General features: G+C 41.1%; 14 protein-coding genes. 2 read left to right on the top strand and 12 right to left on the bottom strand.

The features are described from left to right. Window positions 1–20: 20 nt before the first annotated feature. The gene (topA, locus tag FNT16_RS14680) at window positions 21–2,651 is read right to left on the bottom strand and encodes a type I DNA topoisomerase (RefSeq protein WP_143872283.1); all 2,631 of its coding nucleotides are present in this window, start codon (window positions 2,649–2,651) and stop codon (window positions 21–23) included. A 193-nt stretch (window positions 2,652–2,844) separates the two neighbouring features. On the opposite strand from topA, the gene FNT16_RS14675 reads away from it, so the two are divergent. After that, window positions 2,845–4,059, top strand: coding sequence for an N-succinylarginine dihydrolase (locus FNT16_RS14675; RefSeq protein ID WP_143872282.1), 1,215 nt, complete (start codon window positions 2,845–2,847; stop codon window positions 4,057–4,059). Here the strand turns inward: FNT16_RS14675 and FNT16_RS14670 are convergent. Next, window positions 4,056–7,895 (bottom strand): Ig-like domain-containing protein, encoded by a 3,840-nt coding sequence (locus tag FNT16_RS14670; RefSeq protein WP_143872281.1) that lies wholly within the window; start codon window positions 7,893–7,895, stop codon window positions 4,056–4,058. The genes FNT16_RS14675 and FNT16_RS14670 overlap by 4 nt on opposite strands. Before the next feature lie 126 nt (window positions 7,896–8,021). Here FNT16_RS14670 and FNT16_RS14665 point away from each other — a divergent pair, with 126 nt between their 5' ends. After that, window positions 8,022–9,323, top strand: coding sequence for a dicarboxylate/amino acid:cation symporter (locus FNT16_RS14665; RefSeq protein ID WP_143872280.1), 1,302 nt, complete (start codon window positions 8,022–8,024; stop codon window positions 9,321–9,323). Between the two features lie 582 nt (window positions 9,324–9,905). On the opposite strand, the gene FNT16_RS14660 is transcribed toward FNT16_RS14665, so the two are convergent. The 10 genes from FNT16_RS14660 to lpxB form a co-directional block, all read right to left on the bottom strand. Then, window positions 9,906–11,231 (bottom strand): RsmB/NOP family class I SAM-dependent RNA methyltransferase, encoded by a 1,326-nt coding sequence (locus FNT16_RS14660; protein WP_143872279.1) that lies wholly within the window; start codon window positions 11,229–11,231, stop codon window positions 9,906–9,908. A gap of 26 nt (window positions 11,232–11,257) precedes the next feature. Then, on the bottom strand, window positions 11,258–12,013 hold the full coding sequence (locus FNT16_RS14655) for a Nif3-like dinuclear metal center hexameric protein (protein WP_143872278.1): 756 nt from the start codon (window positions 12,011–12,013) through the stop codon (window positions 11,258–11,260). Between the two features lie 3 nt (window positions 12,014–12,016). Next, entirely contained in the window at window positions 12,017–12,553 is a 537-nt protein-coding gene (locus FNT16_RS14650) for a cell division protein ZapC domain-containing protein (protein WP_143872277.1), read from the bottom strand. Window positions 12,554–12,598: 45 nt separating this feature from the next. Then, window positions 12,599–13,618, bottom strand: coding sequence for a quinone-dependent dihydroorotate dehydrogenase (gene pyrD / locus FNT16_RS14645; RefSeq protein WP_143872276.1), 1,020 nt, complete (start codon window positions 13,616–13,618; stop codon window positions 12,599–12,601). 51 nt (window positions 13,619–13,669) lie between these two features. Then, window positions 13,670–18,520: an NAD-glutamate dehydrogenase gene (locus FNT16_RS14640; protein ID WP_143872275.1), complete on the bottom strand. Its 4,851-nt coding sequence runs from the start codon at window positions 18,518–18,520 to the stop codon at window positions 13,670–13,672. 83 nt (window positions 18,521–18,603) lie between these two features. Next, window positions 18,604–19,938 carry a tRNA lysidine(34) synthetase TilS gene (gene tilS / locus FNT16_RS14635; RefSeq protein ID WP_143872274.1) on the bottom strand — a complete coding sequence of 445 codons (1,335 nt, stop codon included), beginning with the start codon at window positions 19,936–19,938 and terminating at the stop codon, window positions 18,604–18,606. A gap of 11 nt (window positions 19,939–19,949) precedes the next feature. Next, the gene (accA, locus tag FNT16_RS14630) at window positions 19,950–20,909 is read right to left on the bottom strand and encodes an acetyl-CoA carboxylase carboxyl transferase subunit alpha (RefSeq protein WP_143872273.1); all 960 of its coding nucleotides are present in this window, start codon (window positions 20,907–20,909) and stop codon (window positions 19,950–19,952) included. Window positions 20,910–20,968: 59 nt separating this feature from the next. Continuing rightward, entirely contained in the window at window positions 20,969–24,448 is a 3,480-nt protein-coding gene (gene dnaE, locus FNT16_RS14625) for a DNA polymerase III subunit alpha (protein ID WP_143872272.1), read from the bottom strand. Beyond that, a complete protein-coding gene (gene rnhB, locus FNT16_RS14620) occupies window positions 24,445–25,056 on the bottom strand; it encodes a ribonuclease HII (RefSeq protein ID WP_143872271.1) in 612 nt (203 codons plus the stop codon). Before rnhB ends, dnaE begins: the two co-directional genes overlap by 4 nt. Beyond that, a complete protein-coding gene (lpxB, locus tag FNT16_RS14615) occupies window positions 25,040–26,200 on the bottom strand; it encodes a lipid-A-disaccharide synthase (protein ID WP_143872270.1) in 1,161 nt (386 codons plus the stop codon). The genes rnhB and lpxB overlap by 17 nt, the downstream gene beginning before the upstream one ends.

The following is a 26,200-nucleotide window of genomic DNA, read 5'->3' as shown; positions in this document are numbered from 1 at the left end:
AAAGGTCAACGGATTCTAAGCTATTTTGCTTTTTTTAGTTTAGACGCATCTTCAACCCATTTACCATCAATATAATGCGCAATCCATCCTGAGGCTTTACCGTCCATTTCGGAGGCGACATATTGCTCTTTGTTTTTCCGGCTAAATTTAATAATTGCCGGATTGCCGTGCGGGTCTTTTTCAGGTGCATCAGCTAGGTATTTAAATTTGTCGTGCAATCTATCTTTAAAACGTTTTAATTCGCTTACCTTAGGTGCTCTGGTTTCCCTTGATTTAGGGAAATTATGCGCTGCTAAAAAGATACCTGAAGCGCCATCTCTTAAAACAAAATAAGCATCAGATTTTTCACACTCTAATTCGGGTAGCGGAATTGGATCTTCTTTTGGTGGCGCAGGCTGGCCATTTCTTAACAATTTACGCGTGTTTTTACATTCTTCTGCCGTACAGCCGAAATATTTACCAAAACGTCCATTTTTGAGCTGCATTTCTGCGCCGCACTTATCACATTCAATAACAGGTCCGTCATATCCTTTTATTTTAAACTGACCTTTTTCAATTTCGTAGCCATCACAACTTGGATTATTACCGCAAACGTGCAGTTTTCGCTCAGTGTCAATTAAGTAGCTATCCATCGCTGTACCACATTTTTGACAACGCCGTTTTGCACGCAGCGCATTGGTTTCTGCCTCTTCATCATTGGCATCCACCGCTTCTTCGCCCGAAGTCAAATTCATGGTTTTGGTGCACCGCTCTTTTGGTGGCAAAGCGTAACCAGAACAACCTAAAAACACACCGGTGGACGCAGTTCTGATCGTCATATGGCGACTACACTCAGGGCAATCAATATCAACCGGTATCGGTTGATTGGGTTTCATGCCACCCTCATCCGGATCTTTTTCAGCCAGCTCTAATTTCTTTTTAAAGCCGTCGTAAAACTGATCTAATACCGCATGCCAACGTAAATCACCGTTAGCAATATCATCCAGATGCTTTTCCATATTCGCGGTAAAATCAAAACTCATCAAATCGTTAAAATTATCCAACAATCGACCGGTTACGATTTCACCCATTTTTTCGGCATAAAAACGCTTATTTTCAAGCCTGACGTAGCCCCGATCTTGAATGGTACTTATGATGGCTGCATACGTTGATGGCCGGCCAATTCCTCGTTTTTCAAGTTCTTTAACCAATGCAGCTTCGCTGTAACGGGCAGGTGGCTTGGTAAAGTTTTGTTTAGGATCTAACTTAATTAAGTTAAGCTGATCCCCTACCGACACTTCGGGTAACAATTGATCTTCCTGACCTTTTTTCCCCGCAGGCGGCTGAATACGAGTCCACCCGTCAAAAACCAAGACGCGGCCTTTCGCCCGCAATTCATAATCATTCACTTTGACCGTGATAGTACTGGCTTTATATTTAGCAGGCGTCATTTGACAGGCGACAAACTGTCGCCAAATTAAATCATATAATCGCTTAGCTTCCGCTTCAACGCCATCTAAACTATCGGCTGTCACTGTTACCACTGATGGGCGAATTGCCTCGTGCGCTTCTTGTGCATTGTCTTTACTACCATATTTAACCGGTGCATCAGGTAAGTATTTTTCGCCCAGTTCAGATTCTATATACTGGCGGCAAGCATCTACAGCTTCTGCACTTAGATTGGTCGAGTCGGTACGCATATAAGTAATATGGCCCGCCTCATACAAACGCTGCGCGAGCATCATGGTCTTTTTAACGCCAAACCCTAAACGGGTACTGGCAGACTGCTGCAAAGTTGATGTAATAAAAGGCGCGCTCGCTTTGCTAGAAGTAGGCCTTGTTTCACAGTCGCTTACCACAAAGTCAGCCTGTTTCATTTCGGCTAACGCTTTGTCTGTCTCTGTTTTATTCGTTGGCCTAAATGTTTTGCCGAGATGTTTATTAACATCTAATTTTAGCGCGGTTGCATCAGACGTTTGCGTATCCGCTTTAACTTCCCAATATTCTTCAGGTACAAACGCTTTAATATCATGCTCTCTGTCAACAACTAAGCGCACTGCCACAGATTGCACCCGACCTGCAGATAAACCGCGGGCGATTTTTTTCCACAACAGTGGAGAAACCATAAAACCAACAACACGATCTAAAAAACGTCTAGCCTGCTGCGCATTCACCCTGTCTATGTTTAAATCATCAGGTGTTGAAAACGCGGCTTGAATCGCCTTTTTGGTAATTTCGTTAAAGACAACGCGTTTATATTTTGTATCTTCGCCGCCAATGACTTCACGCAGGTGCCAAGCAATCGCCTCTCCTTCTCTATCCAAATCCGTTGCGAGATAAACAGTATCTGCTTTTTCGGCCAGCTTTTGCAGCTCAGCAACGACTTTTTCCTTACCGGGCAATATTTCGTATTCAGCCTGCCAGTTGTGCTCAGGATCAACCCCCATGCGGGCGACAAGTGCAGCTTTTTCTTTTTGTTTTTTATAAGCGGCTTTCTCTTCTGGTGTCATATTTTTAGTAACACCCGGTTTACTCGCTGTTTTCCCTTTGGAGGAAGTTGGTAAATCGCGAATATGACCAACGCTCGATTTTACTACATAATCTTCACCAAGATACTTATTGATCGTTTTGGCCTTGGCTGGAGATTCTACAATTACAAGTGATTTTCCCATTAGATATCAGTAACTATTCGTTGTTTTTTAAGGATTGCCACATTATGTAGCACGATTTCTTTTTAGGTATATCGACAAAATGGCGCAGTAGCAAGTAATTTTATCGACAATTTGTTTATCGCCGCTCAATTGAACGCTTTTTCAACTATAATCGTGACTATAGTGCTTTTTTTTGATTTTAAAAGGGCGCGGTATGAAATATTACGAAGTTAACTTTGATGGACAAATAGCAAAGACACACCGTTTTTCAGGTTTATCTGCTGGTAATCTTGCGTCGGCAAAAAATAAAGACAAAGCCTCAGACGTTAATGCAGCGCGCTCTGAATGCAGACAGAAACAAGAACGACTCAAGTCTCTTGGAATACCACAATTCGAACTACCCATGGTAAATCGTCCCTCACTAAAGCTAATGACACAATTAGGTTTTAACGGCGATATACAGACACAATTAAAACAACTAAAACAGTGCTCAAATGAGCTCTATTCTGCTTGTTTATCAGCTTCTGCGATGTGGGCGGCCAACGCGGCGACCGTCTCCCCCTCACCCGATACAGCAGATGGGAAAGTGCATATTACACCGGCAAACTTAAACACTTTTTTCCATCGTCAAATAGAGACAGAAGACACTGCACAAAATTTACAAACACTTTTTAGCAATAGCCAGTATTTTACACATCATATGCCTTTGCCAAATCACAACTGGTTTGCCGATGAAGGCTCAGCCAATCATTTACGCATTTGCCCACAACACTCAGCTAAAGCGATTAATATATTTGTGTATGGATTTGATCCGTTTTACTTATCCTTTCAACATGCAGTGACTGAACAAGCGTTAAATACCTCAGAAACCCCTACAAAATATCCAGCCAGACAATCACTACAGGCCAGCATGGCAATTGCAAGGCTACATCAGTTAGATCCGGACATGACACTTTTTGTACAACAACATCCTCAAGCGATTGATGCCGGTGTATTTCATAATGATGTTATATCTGTTGCTAATGAAAACGTATTTTTATATCACGAGCTGGCGTTTGTAGAGCCTGAAAAAACAATTGACCGCATAAAAGCCTTGTATCAATCTCATTACCTCACGAGTTGTTTATTTTTAATAAAAATAACCAATCGCGAACTTAGCCTAGCTGCGGCTGTGCAAAGTTATTTGTTTAATTCACAGTTATTAACTCTTGCAGATAAAAGTATGTTGCTGCTGTGCCCGATTCAATGTAAACAAAATATGGCGGTTCAAGCGGTTATTGATCGCATTCTGGCGCAGCACAACCCGATAAAACGCGTTGAATATGTAAATTTGAGCCAGAGCATGGCAAATGGCGGTGGCCCCGCCTGCTTGCGTTTAAGGATGGTTTTAAGCGAAGCTGAATTAGCTTCGCTTAATCTGCCGGATTAACCAGCATCAACAACTGGTATAGAGATAGATTGAGATATCCCTTTAGGTGTGGTTACCGTAATAGTTGCAATACCTTCAGATACCGAATTAACTTGTGTTTCTTGTCCTAAAGTAAAGGAGAATCCCGTTGGTATTGAACTGGTTGAATTTACAAATTCATAGCCAGAAGTACCTTGAATTGTCCCATTATCCGTTGTAATACTGACAGAGGTACCCACCGGCATTGGATTACCATTAATATCAGTGATATAAGCTGTAAAAGTAACGCTGGCATTATTAACCAAGTCAATTAACGTTAAATCAGATTCCGTTGCTCTATCTATTACACGAAAGACAGCATTACTGCCCGACAATATCATTGTGATATCACGTCTGACGTGAATAAAGTTTTGGTTGCAACTGTCATCATCCAGTTCACATAAAATTCCGTTAAATTTGCCATCACCTTTATCATAAGTTTGATTAGCAACATCTAAAGTGCCGTTCGCTGTACCACCAAAGTCGATAAACTCTTCATCATCACCACCGGGTAAACAAGGGCCATCAGGTGTTGCGTCTGCTTCAGGTGTAACCGGATTAACCGTTGCTTCAGCCCCTGGAGATGCAGAGCCATCTGCCAAGCGGCCACAGAATAAATTATCTTCATTCCAATCTAAAAATGCTTCAGCCATATCGCCGAAATATTCTTTTCCATCGAATTTTCCATTGCCGTTTGTATCTACAAAGCTCTCACCAAGATCGTAAACATCGTTCAGATTTTCATCAGTATACGTTTCTCCATCATATTTACCATTAGCGTTTGCATCTACAAAACTCTCTTCCCCGACAGCGTATGCTAAAATGCTTAATCGGCCTTTTTTATAACCCGTTAATTGGAGTGGTCCCAAAATGTCTTCATCATTATCTGGGTTCAAATCATCCGTATCACCTTTTTGGACGACACCAAAACAAGGCAAACCAGCAGCTGCGTCTGTATCATTTGCTGGGTCATTATCATTGCCAACATCGCACATGCCATTGGCTAAACCAACACTGATTGCATCGACTCTGGACATTTTATCAGGGTCAGTCTCTTTACCCGGTTTAGCCTGAGTTACCGTATATTCTACTGAACATTGACCATTTGTCGTGATACAAGAATCCTGTATTTGTCCGTGTGAAGTTATAAAACTGACAGCTGTCCCGTTAGGTACCGGGTTATTAAAATGATCGGATAGATAAGTCGTAATATCGACTGTATCACCAATATAATCCCAAGCTTCAATATTGTATTCAGTTGCCGCTAAACTAAAGCTGTTTTGATCCGGCAAACCGGTCGAGACCGTTAATAAATCTGACGTCGCTTGAATTTTTGGTTGGTATGAATTGCCATTTTCATCCACAGCTTCTGCAATAACACGCACAGGTGTCGGCGTGCGCCCAGCTGAAACAGCTAAAGTTACTAAACCATTTGAATCTGTTTTCGCGGTTGTTGGTGTTACTTTAATACCCGCTCCCTCTGCAGTAACAGAAAATTTCATATTTTCTGACGCTTTCGGATTATTATTTTCATCTAAAACCTGAAATACCACATCCGCCTGCTCGGTTCTACCTGTGCCCGGATACGTGATAATTCTGGCTTCGGTATCACCGTCAACGGCAGCACTGACAAATTTAATATAAGAAGTGGGTACTTCAGCTATTTTAATCGATAAAGTAGAGCTTAACGAACTGGTACCCGCTGATGCAGTTGCATTTATTCTGTCTGTACCGCGGCAACCATCCGCTCTATATATCGCCGTCGCCATACCATTTATTGCAGTGACACTCTGGTCAATAAAGGCTTTTGCAGGTGTTTCACTGGCACAGGCTGAGGTCAGCGTAATATCGACCGAATCTGTATATAAAGCGTTATTATTATCTTGATCAACAATATTTAACATTAATATCGTGGTATTCCCAACTGCCAGTTCACCACCGTTTAAATCAGATTTAATAACACCTTCAACAAAATTTTCGCCTTCGCCATTACCCATTGCAATGTTAACTGTATTAATGGTAAAGACAGTTGATTTACTGCTATTGACACTTTCTATCGTTAGTTGACCCGCGCCATCATCTTCACCTGCTAATAAAGTTAATACCGCATAACCGTTCTCATCGGTTATGACTCGTCCATTACTCGGGCTCAACGAACCTGCATCTACAGACGCGGTTATCAAGGTATTGACTATCGGATCGTTACTGCCCTGACGCGTTACTCTAACCAAAGCTTTTGCTGGATTGGTTAATGACAGGTTGCGATTTTCTGTACAGTTATTGAAAGGCGGTACGGGTGAGTCAATACCATTACAATTAAACAGTTGAATGCTTATATCAAATTCTTCATTTTCAATGTTTGCGTCCCCTTCACTGGTAAATGAAACCTGTGCAGTGGCGTCCTGATATGTGACAGTTGCGGTGCCTGCCCCTTTTACTTCACCCGCAGTTAACTCTACTTTTGCTTTGCCGTCGGCATCTGTTAACGCGGTACCTAAGTTTGGAAAAACTTGACCTAGCGTACTTTCAAAAGAAACGACTTGATTAGCCAAACCTGTACCGTCAGAGCCTAATAATGTTGCCTCCAACACCCCTGAATTCGCTTCGCTAATATGAGTCGTTTGTGTAACTTCATCCGATGCAAATAAATTCACTGATAAGGTAAAGCTGGAAGGTGCTTGTTCAATGTCATCACCAGCTGTTGCAAAGTTTAAGGTTTCTTCCAATTCGATAGTTTGCGAACCATTTTGAATATCTGAGGAAATCGTTAACGTACCACTACTCTCGATATTGCCAGCACCTATAACTAATTGGGCAACGCCGTTTACATCAGTTAAAACTGAGCCAGTGGCCGGTCGCAGTACACCTACATCAGTGGTAATTTGAATAATTTCTCTGGCGACCGGATTACCATCAAGCGTAAGGGTTGCTTGCACAACTCCGGGAGTATCTTTTGCTATATTTGTGATTGTAGTGCCATTAACATTGGTTAAATCAGCGGTTAAGCGGTAGCCGTGTGTAGGTGTCACTTCAGTTGTTGTAATTTGATAAACTTGATTATGGGTTTGTTGATCATAAGTGACCGTTAATTGATCCGAACCTGTGCCACCGTCGCTAAACAACTTAAAAATAGCATTTCCTTGCGCATCTAATATTGCGTTACCATTTTCCGGTAGTAAAACCCCAGTCCCAACTGTCGCAGAAACCAATTGGTCAGTGACTACGGCTTGAGTGGTATTAGAAAAAACATTAACAACAACATATAACGGCATCGCTTGGCTAATTAAATTGCTCTGCGTACATTGCGCGGTTATATCCGCTACGGTTGTTAGATTGCTTGAGTTACACAAATATGTTGATGTGGTGATAGTGTAAGGATCTTGTGTAACATCCTGTCCATCACCTTTACTGGTGTAATTCAGTGTTTTGGTGATGTCGCCATTTTCACTCGAAAACGTTGCAACCAAGGTATCGCCTGTTAGCTCAGTACCGGGTTTGAGGGTGACTTGTGCTACCCCTTGCGAATCAGTAACAACAATACCACTTGCCGGCACTAACACCCCATTGGTTGTTGCAAAAGTGATAATCTGAGATTCAGCTGGTTGCCCTTCACTCATAAGTGTTGCAGACACTGTTAGCGGATCAGCATTAGAAGTAATATTTGCGCTTGTTCCGGCAGAATTAACCGCAGATAAAGTAAGTTGGTATTCTGAATCGTTAGTTGTTCCATTGCCATTATCCAGGTTGCCACCACCGCCGCACGCGACTAAAAACAAAGTCAGTACAGCAGCGAACCAGTAGCGATACAGCTTTAGCATTATTTTGCACTCCATGGTCTTTAAGTTTTAAATTGTTTTAACCTCGCTAATCTTAGCCCAAAAAATTGACTTCTCACAATCTTTGCTTGTGATTTAGGGTATAATTTTTTACAAAATGATAAAAAGATGGAGCTAACTTTGCAAAATACGAATAAAAACCTTACTTTTCAGATCTTAATTGCCATGATTGCTGGCGTGTTAGTGGGTCGTTTATTAAGTTTTGGTGTTTCTGAAAACGAAGATATAACAATCAATTTATTTGTTTTCACCCTGTCTCTTAAAGACTTTTTAGTAGAAGGATTGTTTAATATAGGGGGAGAAATTTTTATCACCAGTTTAAAAATGCTGGTTGTCCCTTTAGTTTTTGTGTCCCTTGTTTGTGGTACCTGCTCACTGAATGATTCAGCAAAAATCGGCCGACTGGGCATCAAGTCTATTGTTTTGTATCTAATAACCACAGCTATTGCGATTACGCTTGCACTGACAATCGCGATCTTTGTAAGCCCGGGAGAAGGTACCAGTTTGCCAACAGATGCTAACTTTGCGTCAAAAACAGCGCCAGGTTTTGCAGACGTCATAATAGGTATGTTTCCACCTAATCCGATAGATGCTATGGCAAAAGGGAATATGCTACAGATTATTGTTTTTTCGATTTTATTTGGCATCGCAATGGCATTAGCCGGCAAGCCGGGGCAACGTTTAGCGTCCGTATTTAATGACTTAAATGACGTTGTAATGAAAATGGTGGGGATCTTGATGAGCCTTGCACCCTATGGTGTGTTTTGTTTGATGGCAAAGCTTTTTACTTATATTGAGTTGTCTGAAGTTTTAAAACTGGGTAAGTACTTTTTTACTGTACTGATTGTTTTGTTTGCTCATGCATTAATTACCTATCCATTGATTTTAAAACTACTCGCTCGTCTCAACCCTATTATCTTCTTTAAAAAAATGAAAGATACACTGATGTTTGCTTTTAGCACAGCCAGTAGCAACGCCACTATGCCTATTACTTTAAATACCGTTACTCAAAAGTTAGGCGCCGGAAATTCTGTCGCCTCTTTTACAGTGCCTTTAGGCGCGACTATTAATATGGACGGCACAGCGATTATGCAAGGTGTTGCAACTGTGTTTATTGCTCAAGTATATGGCATTGATTTAGCCTTTTCTGATTATGTTGCGGTGCTATTAACAGCCACACTTGCGTCGGTTGGCACTGCTGGTGTCCCCGGTGTCGGGCTGATTTTGTTGGCGATGGTATTTCAACAGGTAGGTTTACCGGTTGAAGGCATTGCATTAATTTTAGGTGTTGACAGGTTATTAGATATGACACGTACTGCGGTTAACGTTACGGGTGATGCGACTGTATCTTGTGTTGTTGCCCGTTCTGAAAAAGCGCTAGATGAAGAGGTGTTTAAATCGAATAATTGATTTTTGGCGACGAGCTATAAGCTTCGAGCTTCGAGCTTCGAGCGACGAGCGATGAGCTGTGTAGGTCGTCCCTTTAGGGCGACAAATTTTAAGCTACGAGCTTTAAGCCTCGAGCTACGAGCTGTGTCGTCCCTTTAGGGCGACAATCTTAATTCCGATTCCGCAATTGTGCGTTATGCCTTTGTCGGGCTGAAGCCGCGACCTACATTATAGTTTTAAGTAACGAGCTGTGTGGGTCGTTCCTTTAGGGCGACAAATTTTAAGCTACGAGCTTTAAGCCGCGAGCTGGGTCGTCCCTTTAGGGCGACAATCTTAATTCCGATTCCGCAATTGTGCGTTATGCCTTTGTCGGACTAAAGCCGCGACCTACATTATAGTTTTAAGTGACGAGCTGTGTAGGTCGTCCCTTTAGGGCGACAAATTTTAAGCTACGAGCTTTAAGCCGCGAGCTGGGTCGTCCCTTTAGGGCGACAATCTTAATTCCGATTCCGCAATTGTGCGTTATGCCTTTGTCGGGCTGAAGCCGCGACCTACATTAGCTCTAAGCTCTAAGCTCGTAGCTCGTAGCTCGTAGCTCGTAGCTTACTTTACACGTTCCATCACAGCGACAAACATAGTATCAGATTGTTGCGCGATACCACCTAATAAAGTTTGCGACTGTAACCTAAAGTTTTCATGATGTGCTAAAAACTCAGCGACTTGCGCTTCATTTTCACTCACCTGCCAACTACAGGTTGCATAAACTAAATATCCACCCAGTCGAACTGAAAGGCAGGCATTTTCCAATATTTGCTTTTGAATCGATAATTGTTCAGCCGTATCCTCCAACGAAAATCGCCAACGCGCATCTGGATTACGACGCCAGGTGCCGGCTGAGGTACAGGGTGCATCAATTAAAACCCGGTCAAACCCTGCCTGTTGTTTAACATCATTTGGCAGCCTTAATTTTGATTGCCCATCCCAAACAAAACTTCGAACATTATGATACTGTCCACGCTTGGCTCGTTTTTTCAGCTCATCTAATTTATATTGATGTAAGTCTGTCGCTGTAACACTCCCTTTACCCGCTAATAACTGAGCGATAGCTAAAGTTTTGCCGCCAGCGCCAGCACACGCATCCCAAACTTTAAACCCTGGTTTTAATGATAAAGCTTCAGCAATTTGTTGGCTGGCTAAATCCTGAATTTCAAATGCACCTTTATTGTAGAGTTCTGTTCTTTGAACATCCGTGCCACCGTCAACACTGATCACATTCTTATATAAATCTGCATGAACGCCTTGTTGCTTTATATGGTGCAAAATATGGTGTAAACAATCAGCCTGCTGGTATTCCTGATTAATTCGCAGGTAAATCGGCAGGTGAATATTCTGTTGTTTGATAAATTGACGACTTTGCTCTGCACTCCACGCTTGCAACAAACTTCGCTGTTTTAATAAGTTCAGCCACTGCGGGCGAAAACCATTAACCAAGGCATACGTCTCTATATTATCGTTGATTTGTACTCTATTTTTTAAAAACCAGTTTTGTCGATCATTTTCACTTTTTGTGCCAGGTCCAGATTTGTCTGCGAGTAAATAAACCCACTGCCAAAACTCTTTTGTCGGTATCTCGTGGATACAATCCTGCTTCCATTCTTTATCCCAAAGCAAGGCATTTAATAAAGATTGAGCTTGATAACAAGATTCCAAATAACAGGCGGCTTGCATATAGCGCATTGCTGAAAACATATCATTACTGACTTTCAACTTGTCTTCGCGCGTTAAATTTGGATATTTTTTGAAACTTTGTTTTAACCACCTGTCTAGCGGTTTAAATTTAGATTGGCTAAGCCATTCCTGCCACAGTTGCTTTTTAGCCACCACTAAGTTGAGTTGTGGGTGGGGTGACTTTTTACTTCGTCTTTTCATTAATTTGCTCAAGCTTTAATAAGTAATTACGCTGGATTGTTAATATCAACAAACTCAACATCTAAATGATATTCCTTTGCTAAATACTCTCCCAGCGCTTTTACCCCATATCGCTCGGTTGCATGGTGCCCTGCGGCGATAAAATGAATCCCCATTTCACGCGCAACGTGAATCGTTTGTTCACTGACTTCACCGGTAATAAAGGCGTCTACCCCCTCAGCGACAGCTTGTTCAATAAATGACTGTCCTCCCCCAGTACACCAGGCGATGGTCTGCACGTCGAACTCGCCACCACTCTCGACCAAGGGCTTACGCGCCAACTTTGTTTCCACCTTTTGCGCGAGCTTTGATAAAGAAATAGGTGAAGTGAATCGACCTTTTTGCAATACTCCAGCCGGCTTAACATGTTCTATTGTTTCAACATCGGCGATTTCTAAAACCTGAGCCAATTGCGCATTATTGCCCAGAGACAGGTGCACATCCAATGGTAGATGGTAAGCAAACAGGCTGATGCCATTATTTAATAACGCAGCAATGCGTTTTCTCTTCATACCCGTGATACAGGCAGATTCATTTTTCCAAAAAAATCCATGGTGAACCAATATCGCATCGGCTTCTAGAGATACTGCTTTGTCGATTAGGGCTTGTGTTGCGGTTACACCCGTAACAAGCTTTTTAACTGCCCTATCACCTTCTATTTGCAAACCATTTGGACAATAATCTTTGATCAACTCGGCACTTAACAGTTGATTTAATTGGGCTTCTAATTCTTTAATTTTCATATTTTATGCGTGGTTTCGACTTTGCACACTGTGAGGTTGTTGCAACGGGGCAATACGATTTTGCAACACTTTAATACACTCAAACTGTTTTAGCGTTTTTCGTTCATCTAATTTCATATTGGCGGATAACAACATCACAGATGCAAACTCATTATTTTCATCAATAATCAGAAAAATGCCTTGTTGCATTTCTGACTTTAGCATCACGACCTGATCAAACAAATTGCGTTTTAGTTTGTGTTGTTCAAGAAAATACCAACTTTTGGGCTGCTCTGGCCGCATAAACTTTTTCTGTGCGACGGCATTCAACGCGATTTGCGCACAAATAGCCTCTGAAACAGCCAATTGTTCTTCTACAATCGAATAAAATTCAGTATAACTTTGATTATCAGCAACACTAAATGCAACTGTCTGCTTGGCAGATGGGATCAACTTACTCGCCTTACATGCAGTAACGAACACAAAATCTGTCATGTTCAAACGCATTGTGTGCGAGTCTAGATCGTAAAACCAATACCAATCAGCTTTTGCCTGTAGCATATTTATTCTTGTTCCTGCTTGTAGTGAAACATCAAGATGACAAATTTATTCTTTTTTATCAAGCCCCTGAACAATTTCTTTGATTAACTCAGGCCCTCGATAGATAAAGCCAGTATAAACTTGCAATAACTGAGCACCTGCAGCCAGTTTTTCATTGGCTGCGTTGGACGAATTAATTCCGCCAACCCCGATAATCGGCATTTTTCCGTTTAATTCTTTTTTGAGTTGTGCAATTACGTGTGTGCTTTGTCGTCGCACGGGCACACCACTGAGTCCACCCGCTTCTTTACCATGTTTTAAATGCTCTACTTTATCACGCTCTAAAGTCGTATTAGTTGCAATCACACCATCAATTTCATTTTTAATTAAGGACGCAGCAACTTGAGCGACTTCTTCATCTGTCATATCGGGTGCAATTTTAACGAGAACGGGTTTGTATTGGCCTTGCTGTTCAGCGAGCTCTTTTTGCTTCGCTTTAATACTGCCGAGTAGATCATCTAAAGCTTCACCATATTGCAGACTGCGCAAACCTGGGGTGTTCGGTGAAGATATATTAATCGTAACATAGGATGCATACGGATAAACTTTTTCTAAACAAACTAAATAATCGTTTTTTCCTTCTTCATTGGGCGTATCTTTATTTTTTCCGATATTTATACCTAATATTCCTTGGTATTTAGACTGCTTAACTTGTTCAACCAGGTAATCGACCCCTTTGTTATTAAACCCCATTCGGTTAATAATAGCCTGCGCTTCGGGTAATCGAAATAGGCGTGGTTTATCATTACCCGGCTGAGGTCTGGGTGTAACAGTGCCCACTTCAATGAAGCCAAATCCCATGGCCGCAAAAGCATCGATACATTCACCATTTTTATCTAACCCTGCAGCCAAACCGACTGGGTTTGGGAAAGTTAAACCAAATAACTCAACCGGTTTATTTTCTATTTTTTGACCGTACAAACAATCCAAAGATGTGCCACCCGTCTGCTTTAAGGTTTTTATGGTGACGTCGTGCGACCACTCAGCATCTTGAGTGAATAAAAAAGAACGTATTAACTGATACATTTTTCCCTCAAAACAGCGCAGCTAGTTTAAATATTAGATGCGCTGACTAATTTAATTGTTATTTACATGCATTGTATCGCAATGATGGCTTAACAGCATCAATTCACGTAAGACAACTGAAAATTTAGCGAACTCATGGCTTTGAGTTGCTTTAAAATCAGCTAGCATATGGCGCCAGCGTGCTAACACCTCTGAATGACGCTCGCACCAGTCTCCTAACATATCTTCTGTTACACATTGATCAGTGCAGCCACGCAATACAACCGACGCTAACGCTCTTTGTTGCCAATCTAACTCTTCACGATAGGCTGCTCTGGCAAGTGCTTGCCAATGATTGGCGACAGGCTGTTTATTAATTTGTTCCAAAAACCAATGCAAGTCCATTTTTGCGCCCAGCTTATAATAAACATCTGCAACCAAATGAACAGGTCTTTGAGTTTCTTCAACGACTTCCGCAATATCCATAACCGAAAATAATGTACTGGTAAATGAAAGCTTGTTGGCAAAATTAATATCCACACCACCGGCAGCCAATCGCTCTGCATTTAATTTAAGCTTTTCAAGCTCATCTGCGACCAAATATTTATCTAAGTTTTCACTTAGCTCAGCATACACGGGTTGATAACGTTTAATATTATCTTCAATGGTTGTGATATTACTTCTATGCCTTAAAAACCATCGAGTAGCACGTCTGACCGTTCTTCGCAGCTGAAACAAAGCTTCAAGCTGCAACTGAGCGGATACTTTATTGTCCCACTTTTCGATTTCGTGCCATAAATCAGACAAACCAAAAATGGCGCGCGCGATAGTAAAACAAATAGCGACTTCGCCAACTGTCGCGCCTGTTTCTTCTCCCATGCGATGAACAAAATTCATACCCATATCATTGACTATCTGATTGGTGATCTCGGTTGCGATTATCTCTCCCTTTAACGGATGATTTTGCATCGCTGATTTGTATTTTTTCTGCAGTGCTTTTGGAAAATATGAAACTAAGGCATCCGCCAGATACTCGTTTTCAGTTATTTCTGGAATATTAAGTTTTTCTTTTAACCCCATTTTTGCATAAGCCAACAATACCGAAAGCTCCGGGCGAGTTAATCCGATGCCAGCGGCCTGTCGCTCGGCAAGCTCATCATCTGATGGCAAAAACTCCAGCTCTCGATCGAGGTACCCTTCTTTTTCTAAAGCGTGCAAAAATCTAATTTGTTCTTTTAGCTGCGTTTTAATTTTAAACTCTGTAATAGACAATGAGTGTGTTTGACGATAGCAATCTCTTAAAACGATTTCTGCAACATCGTCTGTCATTTTATAGAGCAAGTTATTACGCTGTTTTAGTGTCAGCTCTCCATCGACAACTAATGTGTTGAGCAATACTTTAATGTTTACTTCTTTATCTGAGCAATCGACACCACCGACGTTATCAATAAAGTCTGTATTAACACGAACACCTTTGTGTGCAGCCTCCACGCGCCCTAATTGTGTGCAACCTAAGTTGCCACCTTCTCCAATTATTTTAAAGCGCACCTGTTTACCATTAATTCGAACGGCATCATTTGCTCTGTCACCCACATCTGTATTGCTTTCTTTGCTGGATTTAATGTAAGTACCAATCCCACCGTTCCAAAACAAGTCTGCTTTCATTTGTAAAGTTTTTCGAATCAGTTCATTAGGCGATAAGGCACTGTCTTGAACTTCAAGCATTTTTTGCATTTGGGGCGTTAACTTTATCGATTTGGCAGAGCGTTCAAAAATGCCGCCACCTTTAGATATCAATTTTTTGTTGTATTCAGACCACCCCATTACACCATCAAACAGTCGTTTTCGTTCAGCATATGTTTTTGCCGCATCTGGCTCGGGATCGATAAATATATGCATATGATTAAATGCTGCTTGCAATCGCGTGTGTTCAGATAACAACATACCATTGCCAAACACATCTCCCGCCATATCGCCTACTGCAACGCAGGTAAAATCTGTTGTTTGGCAATCAATACCAATTTCACGAAAATGACGCTTAACCGACTCCCAAGCACCTCTTGCGGTAATCCCCATTTTTTTATGGTCATAACCAACACTGCCACCTGAAGCAAATGCATCTCCTAACCAAAAGTTATATTCTTGCGAAATTGCGTTTGCGATATCTGAAAAAGTCGCCGTACCTTTATCTGCTGCGACAACTAAATAGGGGTCATCTTCATCATGTTTAATGACATTATCGGGACTAACAACCTCGCCATGTACTATATTGTCGGTCACGTCTAATAAAGCCCGAATAAACGTTTGGTAACATGCTTTACCTTCCGCTAAAAATGCCGCTCGGTCACCGGCTTTGATTGGGGTTTTACAGACAAATCCGCCCTTTGCGCCCACCGGTACTATTACGGTATTTTTAACTTGTTGTGCTTTAACCAAACCTAAAACTTCAGTTCTAAAATCTTCACGTCGGTCAGACCAACGTAAACCGCCTCGCGCAACTTTGCCACCTCTTAAATGGACACCTTCAACTTTCGGTGAATAGACAAATATTTCAAAATGAGGAACCGGTTTTGGTATTTCGGGTATGTTCTTAGGAATGAGCTTGATCGAAATATAGGGTTTGGGCGTTGAATCATGCTCAACCTGGTAATAATTAGTTCGCAGAGTCGCCATCATCATATCTACAAAACGGCGAATAATTCGATCATCATCTAAATTTGCGACCTGATCGAGCGACGTTTCAATATCTTCAATTAAACTCACTTGTTTTTGTGTATCAAACTCTGATGTGGGATCAAACCGAACATGGAATAACTCAACTAACTTTCTGGCAATAGACGGATATTCAGCAAAGGTATTTTCAATGTAGGATTGGCTAAAACTGCTGCCTATTTGCCGCATATACTTAGCATATGTTCGAATAATTGCGACTTCCCGCCCAGTTAAAGTAGCTTGTAATACTAACCGATTAAATCCATCATCCTCTAGTTGACCAAACCAAACATCTTGAAATGCGTCTTGAAAAATATCTCGGCAACGCTCTAAGTCAAGTTCAAAGACCTCGCCCGTCGACATTGAAAAATCTAATATCCAATTGATATGCCCGTCACCACAATTTATTTTGTAAGGTCTTTCATCTATGACACGCAAGCCAAAGTTTTCTAACATAGGCAACACATCAGACAGATGTATTGGTTTATCACGGTGAAACAATTTCAAGCGGACAAAATGTGGGTTTTGATCATCTTCTTGTGGGCGATAGAGCAACATTTCAAAGGTATTGTTGTCGTTAAGCGCCTCTAGCTTGTCGATGTCAACGAGTGCAGTATTGGGCAATTCGTTTTCTTTATAGCTACGTGAAAAAGCATGTTCGTATTTTTTTGCTATTGTTTTCCCTTTTTCTTCGCCATACTGAGACAACAAGCTGCGCTCTAGTTTATCTTCCCATGATTTTGTTAACTCAATCATGTTATTTTGCAACTCATGCTCATTTATATCAAAGTTATTATTCTCTACTCGTACCATATAATGTGTACGTGCTAATGTAGATTCAGATAAATAGGTGTTAAATTCGACATCTCTGTGGCTGCCAAAATAATCCTGAAATAGCTTTTGCGTAGCTTTACGCAGTTGTGTGGTGTATCTGTCCCTGGGCACAAATGCCATACATGAAAAATAACGTCCAAAAATATCTTTACGTGTAAATAAGCGAGACATCCCACGCTCTTGCATTTGCATCACGCCTAATGCAATGCGTTGTATTTCTGACTCTTTAGCATGTAAGATTTCTTCTCTGGGATAAGTTTCCAGTATATTTTGAATCGCTTTATATGAGTGCGAGCCTTCCTGAAACCCCGTTGCTTGTATGACACGTTTGACCTTATGGCTGACCAGTGGGATGTCAAAAGCACTATCGTTATAAAAGTCTGATGAAAACAAACCAATAAATCTGTGTTCGCCAATCACCTGACCTTGCTCATTAAACTTTTTAATACCGACATAATCCATGTAAGCAGGCCGGTGTACCTGAGATTTTGAATTTGTTTTGGTTAATACCATTAAAGTGGATGATAGCGCCTCGTTTTCGGCTGAATTGGGCAAGGTAGAAAATAATCGAGTGCTTTCACCTTTGCTTTGTCTCATCAAACCCAAACTGGAATCTTCAATTCGTGATAAACAATAATCCCCTTTTATTGCTTTTAAGGTATATTCACGATATCCCATAAAAGTAAACTTATTGTTCTGCAACCAGTTTAAAAACTCAATTGCTTCTGAGACTTGATGCTCTTCAATAACTTGCGGCGTTAACTTTAATTCTTTGGCAATACTTTCACACTTTTCCTGCATTGCTTGCCAATCAGATACACTTAAATGAACTTGTTTTAAAACTTGCTCTATTTCCGCTTGTATTTGATTTAACGTTTGGGGATCTGATTGCCGGTCTATTTCTATTAAAAATACGGTACGTTGATGGTCATCTGTTTCGTGATTCCCTTGACTCACATCTGTAATTTTTTGTTGTTCATTTAATTCAACCGTAATTGATTGATATAAAAGCCAGTGAGCCGTAATGCCAATCCGATTAAGTGCCATACGCACCGAGCCAACTAGAAAAGGTTGGTCTGGTGCAATTATCTCAACTATGGTGTGATTGCTTTGCCAGCCATGTTGACTTAAATCTGGGTTAAATACTCGAATGCCCGGCAGTTTATTATAATGGCTTTGGAAGGTATGCCATAAGCTAACAGCTGCGCCATACAGATCGCTGTCATTTCGATTAACCAGATCTTCTGTAGCGATGTCGCGAAAAATAAGTTGTGCGAATCGGCGAATAACTTGCGCTTGTTCAGCTGGCATTTTTGATCTAATGAGTTCACCAACATTCTCAAGAAGCACAGACTGGTTATTTTTATTGTATGTCATGGTTCAGACCTTATGATTAAACAAAGTTTAATCATAAGGTTAGCCTACAGAGCCCAGGTTATTAAAGTATTTATTTAATAATTTTAAAGTTTTGCACAAGTTTTCAACAACAATCCTTTTGTCTCTTTTGATGCAGCGCCGTTTTGATTGACCCAATAACCAAGTGCCGCAATCATTTCATCACCATAAAAAAGATATGGAATTTTGTCCCTTAACCAAGGCGGGATGTTCTGTTCTTGCCACAGTTTTTTTAAACTGCGTTTATGCCGTCTAAATACGGGCTGACATTCAAAAGATGATGGGATTTGGTAACGAATAGAAACGGCTTCATGTTCTTCGGGATGGCGCACATCCGCATGTGTTTCAACATTGATAAACTCGAGCTTTCTCCCATCCGCTAAGGGAATATAATTCGGTAGCCCATTTACTATATGCGTATTAAATGTCGCTAAAAAATGTAAATAACGAGCAGAAAGAAAATATAACTCACTTCGATAACGCCTAATTTCACCACCATGCAAACAGACTTTGGGCTGCGCATCTGCTTTGGCGCTACACATTTGAATAATCTCTTCAGTTAGTTTTTGACTGGGTAAGTTAATATTAAACTCGGCCAACCAATATCTGAGTAGGTTATTTTGACGATGTGGCGCAAGCTGCAAAAATTCTACAAGTTTCAGCTTTTGTGCGGTTATACACTGATTGGCATCAATCTGTGCAATATCGTCTGCCAGCAAGTTACTTTCATTGCATAAAGCAGTGGTTCGTGCAACACAATCATTAAATTTTAGCCAGCGTATATTTAATAAGGGTAACACTTGATTGCGTAAAAAATTACGATCGAACTGATCATCTTGATTACTTTCATCTTCAACCCAGGTGAGTTGATGTTGTTTAGCGTATTGTTCTATCTCGTTGCGGCTACACTTTAATAAAGGTCGCCATAAAATCTGACCGTTTGGGAGATGACTAACGTCTTGCATCGCCGCTAGACCTTTTACGCCACTTCCTCTTTTTAAACGAATTAAAAAAGTTTCTACCTGATCATCTTGATGTTGTGCAGTGGCTAAGATAGCCTGTTTTGAACTATGTTCCATCAAAGCTTGATATCTGGCATCTCTTGCAACCTCTTCAAGAGATTGGCGCGACTTTAACTTTAATGAGACATTTATCGATTGAAAGCTAACTTGATATTGATGACAAATCTCTTCGCAAAACTGTTGCCAATGCGCAGCATTATCGCTTAGGTTATGGTTTACGTGGATGGCCGCCAGCTTAAATGAGATTTTTCGTCGAAGTTCAACTAATTGATGAAGTAAAACACAAGAATCTAAGCCTCCGCTTAATGCTAGGGTTAGCGTTTTATCTGTATTAGATAAATCGGTTAACTTTTCACACCAAGCAGAGTCTAACAACAAGAATTCAGCCCTTAACAATAACCAAAAGACATTAATTTTTGATATCGGCTATCCAATAACTGCTCTTGTCCTGCATTGTCTAATTCACCAAGCTGCTTTTTAAGCGTGGCTTTTAGATTATGCGCCATTAAATCGAAATCCCTATGTGCACCACCTAATGGCTCTTCGACAATATGGTCTATAAGTTTTAATTCTAACAAGCGTTGTGCTGTAATTCCCATCGCATCGGCAGCTTGTTCGGCCTTAGCAGCTGATTTCCATAAAATCGAAGCACAACCTTCTGGAGAAATGACTGAGTATGTGCTGTATTGCAACATATTAACACGGTCACCCACACCAATGGCTAATGCACCACCTGAACCACCTTCACCGATCACGGTACATATAACAGGTACCTTTAAACGGGCCATTACTTTCAAGTTTTTGGCAATCGCTTCACTCTGACCACGCTCTTCTGCCCCCACCCCAGGATATGCACCCGGTGTATCGATAAATGTAATCACAGGCATTTTAAAGCGCTCTGCAAATTCCATTAGACGTAGCGCTTTGCGATAGCCTTCAGGTCTTGGCATACCGAAGTTACGTTTAATTTTTTCTGCTGTATCACGTCCCTTTTGGTGTCCAATGACAACCACAGGTTGACCTTCAAATCGAGCAGTACCACAAATAATTGCTGGGTCGTTGGCAAACGATCGGTCGCCTGCCATTTCATCAAACTCAGTGAATACACGATTTATGTAATCTTGAGTATATGGCCGCTGAGGATGACGCGCCAATTGTGCAATTTGCCAAGCACCTAAATCAGAAAATATTTTTTCTGATAAGTCTTTGCTCTTCTGCTTTAATCGATTAATTTCTTCTTCGATATCTATATTGAGTTCGCCACTGTTCTTGGCTACGCTTTTCAGCTCTTCTATTTTAGATTCCAGCTCGGCAATTGGCTGTTCAAATTCCAGAAAACTTAAACTCATGGATCTATATCTGCCCTTTTAAATGAATATCCGTCCGGTAAAACCGGCCATATAAATGATTAAAATCTTAATGCAATTTGTTCTTCACCAACAATATGGCGCAAATCATACAGCAAACCATCGTCCGGTGTCACATACCATTGTAATCCAGCTTTAATTTCTGCTTGCGCTTTATCACATTGGTAATCAAAAACAAGCGGTGTTACCCCTTCTTTATACTTTTCAATTTTGTCTTTAAGCTGTTGTACGGTATTTTCGTTTAAACTTTCTTGAGTCAGCGAAATCGTCAATGATTTAACATATTTTTCGCGTAAAGAGACTAAATTTTGTACATTTTTGGCTGTCATGCAAAAACCACCGGTAAAATCATCCGGCTCAACGGGACCGGAAACAACTATAATTTGATCTTTTACCAGTTGCTCTTCAAATTGTTCAAACATATCGGCAAAAAAGCGCACATCAATACGACCACTTTTATCATCCAAAGTAACAATGGCCCAACGACGTCCGCTGCGCTTGTTAACCATAGATTTTACACCAATAATTAATCCTGATGTTGTAACTTCTTCATCTCTTCTAGTCGGCACCAATTCATTAATGCGATTTCTAGCATAATGCTTTAGTTCTTCACGATATCTATTTATCGGATGACCTGTTAAATATAGGCCTAATGTTTCACGTTCACCTTCCAACCAAATTTCTTCAGGCCATTTAGCTATTTTTACGAAAGCTTGCTCTACTTCTTCCGGCTCTGTGGTTAATAAACCAAACAAATCGGTTTGTCCCGCTAATTCGTCTTTAGCATGTTGTTCTGCGGCGCGTATTGCATCAGGTAAGGTTGCCATAATAGAGGCGCGATGAGGCCCTAAACTATCCATAGCGCCTGCTTGCACAAGTTTTTCTAACACACGCTTGTTAATGCGTTTTAAATCAACACGTGCGCAAAAATCAAATAAGTCTTTAAACGGGCCGTCTTTTTGCCGCGCTTCAATTATAGCTTCTATCGGCCCTTCGCCAACGCCTTTTATCGCCCCGATGCCGTAAACAATTGCACCTTCCTCGTTGACACTAAATTTGTATTGCCCTTGATTCACATCAGGTGGAATTAGCTTGAGCTTCATACGCTCGCACTCATCCACTAAAGTGACAACCTTATCGGTATTGTCCATATCGGCAGACATTACAGCCGCCATAAACTCTGATGGATAATGTGTTTTCATCCATAAAGTTTGATAAGAAACAAGGGCATAAGCTGCTGAATGCGACTTATTAAAACCATATCCGGCAAATTTTTCTACTAAGTCGAAAATTTTCATCGCCAGATCAGGATCTATACCATTATCTTTAGCGCCGTCTTGGAAAGTGCTACGCTGCTTCGCCATCTCTTCAGGTTTTTTCTTACCCATTGCTCGACGCAACAAATCTGCACCGCCGAGTGAGTACCCAGCCATAACCTGAGCTATCTGCATCACCTGCTCTTGGTACAAGATAATACCGTATGTCGGTTCTAATATTGGCTGCAGACATTCGTGTTGATATTGTGCATCTGGGTATGAGATTTCTTCACGACCCCGTTTACGATCAATAAAGTTGTCTACCATACCTGATTGTAAAGGGCCGGGTCGGAAAAGTGCGACTAACGCTATCATATCTTCGAAACAGTCGGGCTGCAGACGCTTTATCAGATCTTTCATCCCGCGTGATTCGAGCTGAAAGACAGCTGTTGTTTCGTAGTTCTTCAGTGTGACAAAACTGGGTTTATCATCGAGTGGTATTGCAGTTATATCGATTACTGGTTTATTGGCTTTGGCAAGTTTTTCATTTGCCATATCGATTGCCCACTGCATAATAGTAAGCGTTCGTAAACCCAAGAAATCAAACTTTACTAACCCAGCGGTTTCTACATCATTTTTGTCAAACTGGGTGACTGGCTGCTTCCCTTCGGAGTCACAGTACAAAGGTGCAAAATCAGTAATTTTAGTGGGCGAAATTACAACGCCCCCCGCGTGTTTACCAGCATTTCTTGTTGTCCCTTCAAGAATACGCGCCATATCAATAAGTGCTCTAACTTCTTCATCGACATCGTATAATTCACCTAATCTAGGCTCAACTTCAAAAGCTTTGGCGAGCGTCATTCCTGGATCACCAGGAATCAACTTTGAAATGCGATCGACAAACCCAAACGGGTGACCCAATACTCGCCCCACATCGCGTACAACCGCTTTAGCAGCCATAGTTCCGAATGTAATAATCTGTGAGACTGCCTCACGGCCGTATAATTCAGCAACGTGATCGATAACCTCATCACGCCTATCCATGCAGAAATCGACGTCAAAGTCAGGCATCGATACGCGTTCAGGGTTTAGGAATCGTTCGAAAAGTAAGTCAAATTCGAGCGGGTCGAGATCTGTAATTTTTAACGCATAGGCAACCAGTGAACCGGCACCTGAACCTCGTCCTGGGCCCACTGGAATATTGTTATCTTTACTCCACTGGATGAATTCCATAACTATCAGGAAGTAGCCGGGAAAGCCCATTTGATTGATACATTCAAGTTCTATTCTCAAACGTTCATCGTATTCCTTGCGCTTTTCTGCTCTATCCTGCTCATCTGGAAATAAAAACTGTAACCGTTCTTCTAACCCGTCTTCAGAAACTTTAACTAAAAAGTCTTCTTCACTCATTCCACCTGTTGGACATTTGGGTAGGAAATACTTACCCAATAAAACCGTAACATTACAGCGTTTTGCAATTTCAACTGAGTTTTGTAGAGCTTCAGGAACATCTTCAAACAGCTCACACATTTCTGCTTCGCTACGAAGATATTGCTGTTCTGAATAGCGTTTAGGGCGTTTTTTGTCGTCTAACGTATATCCATCATGAATGGCGACACGAATTTCATGTGCATCAAAATCTTCTTTTTTAAGAAAAACAACTTCATTTGTTGCGACAACGGGTAATGCTTGTTCATCGGCCCATTTTACAGCATGGTGGAGATAAGTCTCTTCGTCTTTACGACCTGTTCTTATTAGCTCAACATAATAGTTATCTGCAAAATGAAGCTTGTAAAAATCTGTAATTTGTTGCGCCAGCTTATAATTACCTTTAATCAGCGCTAAACCTAAATCTCCCTCGCGAGCGCCAGACAACAAAATAAGCCCTTCTTTAAGCTCTGCCAGCCACGCTTTATCGATTACAGCTTTATCTTGGATTGCACCGCGAAGATAGGCTCTTGAAATTAATTCTGTTAAATTTTTATAACCGTCATTATTTGAAGCCAGTATAACCAGCCTGAACAACTCATCACCAAATTCTTCACCCTTCACCCACAAATCGGCACCTATTATCGGTTTAATACCACTGCCGTTTGCTGCCGTGTAAAAACGCACTAAACCACAAAAGTTATTCTGATCGGTAATTGCAACGGCAGGCATCCCCATTTCAGCAATTTTGGAGACGATTGGCTTAGTTTTCGCCAATCCATCGACCATAGAGAAATCAGAATGCACTCTTAAGTGAACAAACTTTGGATCTGTCATGCTTTATCTAACTCCAAAATTTTTTGCACAGGTTTAAAACTTTTGCGATATTGGGGCAATATACCCAACTTCTGAATATTTTCCAGATGCTGTTTGGTCGGATAGCCCTTGTGCTTGTCAAATTGATACAATGGATACTCTAATGCCAACTTTTTCATTTCACGATCTCGCTCTTCTTTGGCCAAAATAGAAGCGGCGCTTATAGCTGGCACCAAATCATCACCTTTTACGACGGCAAGTGCGGGATAATTTATTTTTGGTAATTTATTACCATCCACCAAAACGAATTCGGGTGCAGTTTTTAAGCCTTCAACTGCTCTTTGCATTGCTAAAAAGCTAGCTTGCAGAATATTAATCTGATCAATTTCTAAGGGGGTTGCTTTACCGATACACCAGGCTATCGCATTTTCTTTTATTTCAATTTCAAAAGCTGCGCGTTTTTTCTCAGATAGTTTTTTAGAGTCACGTAAGCCTAAAATGGGTTTTTCTGGATCTAAGATCACCGCAGCTGCAACTACACTGCCGACTAACGGGCCTCGGCCAACTTCATCAACACCTGCAATAAGTTGATATTGTTTTAATATATTTTCGTCAAATAGCTTGGTCATTTAATATCTCACTAACCGCATCTGCGGCCAGTTCACCTGCATTGAGTTTAAGTAGTTTATGTATTTTATTAAAATCATTAACTTGTTGATTGTCTGGAGCATTCAATGCACTTTCAATTAAAGTCGCAATTTTATCTGCTGTTACTTCATCTTGTAACAATTCAGGTACGACCGCTTTACCACATATTAGATTCGGCAGGGAAAAGAATTTCACTTTGACTAAGCGTTTAAATATTTGATACGAAAGCGCTTTAAAACGATAACAAACAACCATAGGGCGTTTAATCAGCGCGGCTTCCAGCGTGGCTGTACCGGATGCGATCATAATTGCCTCACTAGCAGCCATTACATCTCTAGATTGGCCATTGACTATGGTTATCTCGACATTTTTAGCATGCTGTGCAAAAGCATTGTAAATATCTTGTTTTCGTTGTTCGTTAACCGCCGCTGCAACAAATTTCAAATCATCGTATTTAGCATGCAAAATAGCGCTAGCTTGGGCAAATTTTTCCGCTAATAACCCCACTTCACTCGCACGACTACCCGGAAGTATCGCGATAAAGCGACCGTCGTCTAATCCTAATCTCTGTTTTGCTTCATGTTTATCACTGTACATCGGGATTTGATCAGCCAGTGTATGGCCGACAAATTTACAGGGCACCTGGTATTTATCATAAAACGCTTTTTCAAAGGGCAATAATGCTAATACCAGATCAACGGCTTTCTTAACTTTAAAAACACGTTTTTGTCGCCATGCCCAAATTGAAGGACTGACATAATGAACAGTCTTTATGCCATGTGCTTTTAGTTTGGCCTCTAGTGTTAAATTAAAGTCTGGTGCATCAATACCCATCATGATATCTGGTGGGTTTTGTTTCCAGTATTTAATGAGGTCTCGACGAATTTTTAACAAACGGGGTAATCTACCCAGCACTTCAACAAGCCCCATCACAGCTAATTCTTCCATGTCATAGAATTTGTTAAAGCCAAGGGCTTCCATCATCGGACCTGCTACACCTTCATATTCTACATCAATGCCCTGTTGAGACATTTTTTCAGTGAAGGATTGCATGAAGTTTGCAGCGAGAATGTCGCCGGAGCGTTCTCCAGCGACTAAAGCAACTCGTAAGGTATTGGGTCGCAT

The organism is Catenovulum sediminis (assembly GCF_007289895.1).
Lineage (GTDB): Bacteria > Pseudomonadota > Gammaproteobacteria > Enterobacterales > Alteromonadaceae > Catenovulum > Catenovulum sediminis.
Note: the sequence above shows the minus strand (reverse complement) of the source record. Positions and strands in the feature narration are given on the sequence as shown.

Bases quoted from the DNA above. Each gene is read 5' to 3' on its own strand.
- FNT16_RS14675 (WP_143872282.1), top strand. From the start codon at position 2,845: ATGAAATATTACGAAGTTAACTTTGATGGACAAATAGCAAAGACACAC.
- FNT16_RS14655 (WP_143872278.1), bottom strand. From the start codon at position 12,013: ATGAAAATTAAAGAATTAGAAGCCCAATTAAATCAACTGTTAAGTGCC.
- accA (WP_143872273.1), bottom strand. From the start codon at position 20,909: ATGAGTTTAAGTTTTCTGGAATTTGAACAGCCAATTGCCGAGCTGGAA.
- dnaE (WP_143872272.1), bottom strand. From the start codon at position 24,448: ATGACAGATCCAAAGTTTGTTCACTTAAGAGTGCATTCTGATTTCTCT.
- topA (WP_143872283.1), bottom strand. From the start codon at position 2,651: ATGGGAAAATCACTTGTAATTGTAGAATCTCCAGCCAAGGCCAAAACG.
- FNT16_RS14650 (WP_143872277.1), bottom strand. From the start codon at position 12,553: ATGCTACAGGCAAAAGCTGATTGGTATTGGTTTTACGATCTAGACTCG.
- rnhB (WP_143872271.1), bottom strand. From the start codon at position 25,056: ATGACCAAGCTATTTGACGAAAATATATTAAAACAATATCAACTTATT.
- FNT16_RS14665 (WP_143872280.1), top strand. From the start codon at position 8,022: ATGGAGCTAACTTTGCAAAATACGAATAAAAACCTTACTTTTCAGATC.
- pyrD (WP_143872276.1), bottom strand. From the start codon at position 13,618: ATGTATCAGTTAATACGTTCTTTTTTATTCACTCAAGATGCTGAGTGG.
- FNT16_RS14670 (WP_143872281.1), bottom strand. From the start codon at position 7,895: ATGCTAAAGCTGTATCGCTACTGGTTCGCTGCTGTACTGACTTTGTTT.
- FNT16_RS14640 (WP_143872275.1), bottom strand. From the start codon at position 18,520: ATGACATACAATAAAAATAACCAGTCTGTGCTTCTTGAGAATGTTGGT.
- lpxB (WP_143872270.1), bottom strand. From the start codon at position 26,200: ATGCGACCCAATACCTTACGAGTTGCTTTAGTCGCTGGAGAACGCTCC.
- FNT16_RS14660 (WP_143872279.1), bottom strand. From the start codon at position 11,231: ATGAAAAGACGAAGTAAAAAGTCACCCCACCCACAACTCAACTTAGTG.